This is a genomic window from Enterobacter sp. HMSC16D10 (assembly GCF_001807145.1).
Taxonomy (GTDB): Bacteria; Pseudomonadota; Gammaproteobacteria; order Enterobacterales; family Enterobacteriaceae; genus Enterobacter; species Enterobacter roggenkampii.
Genome location: NZ_KV787866.1, coordinates 1 through 3000, shown reverse-complemented (window position 1 = coordinate 3000; position 3000 = coordinate 1). Strand labels below are relative to the sequence as shown.

Below are 3000 nucleotides of genomic sequence, written 5' to 3'. Positions count from 1 at the left end.
ACGATAACGCCGATGATTATCTGGGTGATATCGCTAACGATTTTCTTACCTCTGCTGATGGGGAGCGCCTCACTGGTGACATAGATACAAACATTGAGGGAATACTACAGAACGCCCTGGCGAACCACGGAACAGTTGAGCACCAGTGGGCACAATACGGGGAAGTGCGTGCCGATATTCTGGTTGTTAAAACGACGATTGCTGAAGTTGATAAGGCAATGGCCGAACTTTCGACGCAGGTACAGGCGCAGATAGAGGACGTCACCGCTTCCTTGGAAGACAAGCTTACAGCCGTCGTAGATGCCTCCGGTGCTTCGGCAATCTACACCCTCAAAACAGGTGTGAGAATAAACGGGGTGATGTACAACGCCGGGATGTCTATTGCAGTGCTTGCAGAGGCGGGGAAGCCGGTAGTCACCCGGGTTGGTTTCAACGCTAACCAGTTTGTGCTGATGAGTGGCAGCGGTGATACCCAGTACTCTCCATTCGCTGTCATCAATGGTCAGGTCTTTATGAGCTCCGCATTTATTCAGGATGGCACGATCACCAATGCCAAAATCGGCGACTTCATCCAGTCCAATAACTACGTTGCTGGGTCTGTCGGATGGAGGCTGGATAAATCAGGAACATTCGAGAACTACGGTTCGACAGTTGGAGAGGGAGCCATGAAACAGACAAACCAGACAATCAGTGTGCGTGACGCCAACAATGTGTTGAGAGTGCAGATCGGGAGAATCACGGGAACATGGTAAACATGGGCCTAAGGTGGGGCCCTTTTTAGGATGAACAGCTATGGCTCAGTACGGTGTTGAAACCTGGGACGCCTCAGGCAGGGTGAACAACTATGGGATTAAGCCAGTCAGTGTAAGTGGATATCTTCAGTTGGCTCAGAACCAGAAAACAGGCTCTTACTCAGTCGTGCTTCCACCGGGGTGCAAGCTTTCTTACTTTCAGATCATGAGCGGTGATCGGTGGGGAACGAGCCGGAGGAAGATCACTATTTCAGGTGGCACCGCAACGGTATCGGCAGTGGGCGATACCGACTACTCCGCAGGGACTGAGCCTGCGGCCGCGGCGTATCTCATTTTCCAGATAGAGAGGGCATAAATGGCGCAGTATGGCGTTTTACTGACGACGACGGCCGGAGAAGTATGGGTCACCGCTAACAGTTCGCCTATTTCGTTGCAGGCACGGAAGACAGCAGAACTTCAGGGGACATCGGGTTTCAATGCCAAAGTGACGCACACATTTCCCTCAGGTCAGCCCGTTGTCACCTTTGTTCATTGCACGGTTGAGGTGGAAATCACCCAGACGATAAGCGGGAACACCATCACTATTGATTTCCTCAGACCAAATGCAACAGGCACAGCGTACGTTTATTTTTTCTCTATTTTCCCACAGATAAAGCCAGACTACGGGCTGGCCGTCTGGGATGCGTCAGGGACGCTTATTTTGACAAACGAAACGCGCACACTCAGTGATGTGGTAACCCTCGGTACTGCCGGAGTAGATGCAAGTTCAGGTTATAACATCAATACCACGCTTGCGGGGAAATGGGCCTGTATGCCTGCCATGCTGGGTCTAATTACTGGAGTGATATCGGCCGGCGGCCAGCCGCAGCCCTACTCGGCGATTTACAAGAGCATGGCAAAACTTGAGGGAGGCAATACGCGAATATTCGCAAGACCACAAACAACGCCCAGCGGAAACCTTCAGAACGTCGCGTATTCAAATCTGAGAAACGTGATTATGGCCATCAACTGCGCCAACTACGATTGATCGTTTTCAGCGATCAATCTTATGAAATTGATCTACAGAATCAATTATATCCCTTTGATTCATCTTGTTATTGTTTATCTTCGTTAATACCCTGGGATATAACCACGATGAAAAACATGATTCTTTGCCTGGCGGTGGCTGTATTGCTCTCCGGTTGCGCTGGCGTTCTTCAGAAGCAGCAACCAATATGTACCGGAACGGCCCTGATCGGCGGACAGGAAAACATCGTCCAGATTTACGGAGTACGCAAGCAAAGTAACCAGACCCAGTACCGCGCCGGTTACCCATTTAACTGGTCATGGGTCAGCGCAAACACGTTCAGTAGTACCACCTGCCATTAACTCAAACATTTTTGAATAAACCTCGCTCTGGCGGGGTTTTTTATTGCCCGAAAGGAGCGCATATGTCTGCAGGAACTATCAACCTGACAAATGGGTCCGCTGTTGTTGGCGGTGCCGGAACCTCATTCGCAACCGAACTCGCCGCAGGTGATTTCATTGTTTCGACTGTGGGCGGTGTTGATTATACGCTGCCAGTAAAAACGGTTGACGGTAATACCCAGGTGACTCTGGTTAGTAACTTTACCGGGCCTACTAAGGCCGGCGCGGCCTGGTCAGCTGTTCCCCGCGTTGCGCTGAACATGGTAACTGCTGCGCTGGTGGCACAAAGTGCAGAAGCTCTGCGTGGACTGAATTACGACAAACAGAACTGGCAGCAGGTTTACAGCGCCGCCGGAAACATCACAGTGAAGTTGCCAGACGGCACCACCTTCACCGGCCCATCATGGAAATATCTGTCTGACAATATGGCAACCAAGAGCGGTGGGGCCGTACCTGTTAACCAGGGCGGTACCGGATCGACAACCGCATCAGGCGCTCGCACAAACCTCGGTTTAGGAAACAGCGCTACCAGGAACGTTGGATCAGCGGCGGGAACGGTCGCCGCCGGAGATGATTCGAGATTTGTCACTGTGAATGGCAAAACTGGTGGTGATATTTCCACTCAGATTTCAGTGTCTGGAAATGTTTATGCAATTAATAAATCGGCCTCAGATCCAGCCTCAGGCACTGAAGTGTCAGGTAGTGCGTTCTCATCAAATTATATAGTTAACGGTGTCACACGGGTTCTTACAGGATTGTCAGGTAGATATAAATGGGGTGACTCTAATGGATATGGTCAGCTTGACATAGCTCTTTTAGACGGCTCTGGCAACTATGTGAG

Annotated in this window: 5 protein-coding genes; all 5 read left to right on the top strand. The window is 50.8% G+C overall.

Annotated features, from left to right (window positions below; translation table 11 throughout):
• Positions 1-752 (top strand): phage tail tip fiber protein (locus HMPREF3143_RS10400; RefSeq protein WP_139145865.1); only part of this gene is annotated, 752 nt, incomplete at its 5' end.
• A 40-nt stretch (positions 753-792) separates the two neighbouring features.
• The gene (locus HMPREF3143_RS10395) at positions 793-1107 is read left to right on the top strand and encodes a hypothetical protein (protein ID WP_070532985.1); all 315 of its coding nucleotides are present in this window, start codon (positions 793-795) and stop codon (positions 1105-1107) included.
• The gene (locus tag HMPREF3143_RS10390; RefSeq protein WP_070532983.1) at positions 1108-1779 is read left to right on the top strand and encodes a hypothetical protein; all 672 of its coding nucleotides are present in this window, start codon (positions 1108-1110) and stop codon (positions 1777-1779) included.
• A gap of 107 nt (positions 1780-1886) precedes the next feature.
• Positions 1887-2120 carry a phage exclusion lipoprotein Cor gene (locus HMPREF3143_RS10385; RefSeq protein WP_045409817.1) on the top strand — a complete coding sequence of 78 codons (234 nt, stop codon included), beginning with the start codon at positions 1887-1889 and terminating at the stop codon, positions 2118-2120.
• Between the two features lie 62 nt (positions 2121-2182).
• Positions 2183-3000 (top strand): tail fiber domain-containing protein (locus HMPREF3143_RS26270; RefSeq protein ID WP_254668428.1); only part of this gene is annotated, 818 nt, incomplete at its 3' end.

Excerpts from the sequence above, each read along its gene's own strand:
- HMPREF3143_RS10395 (WP_070532985.1), top strand. The coding sequence starts at position 793 with ATGGCTCAGTACGGTGTTGAAACCTGGGACGCCTCAGGCAGGGTGAAC.
- HMPREF3143_RS10390 (WP_070532983.1), top strand. The coding sequence starts at position 1,108 with ATGGCGCAGTATGGCGTTTTACTGACGACGACGGCCGGAGAAGTATGG.
- HMPREF3143_RS10385 (WP_045409817.1), top strand. The coding sequence starts at position 1,887 with ATGAAAAACATGATTCTTTGCCTGGCGGTGGCTGTATTGCTCTCCGGT.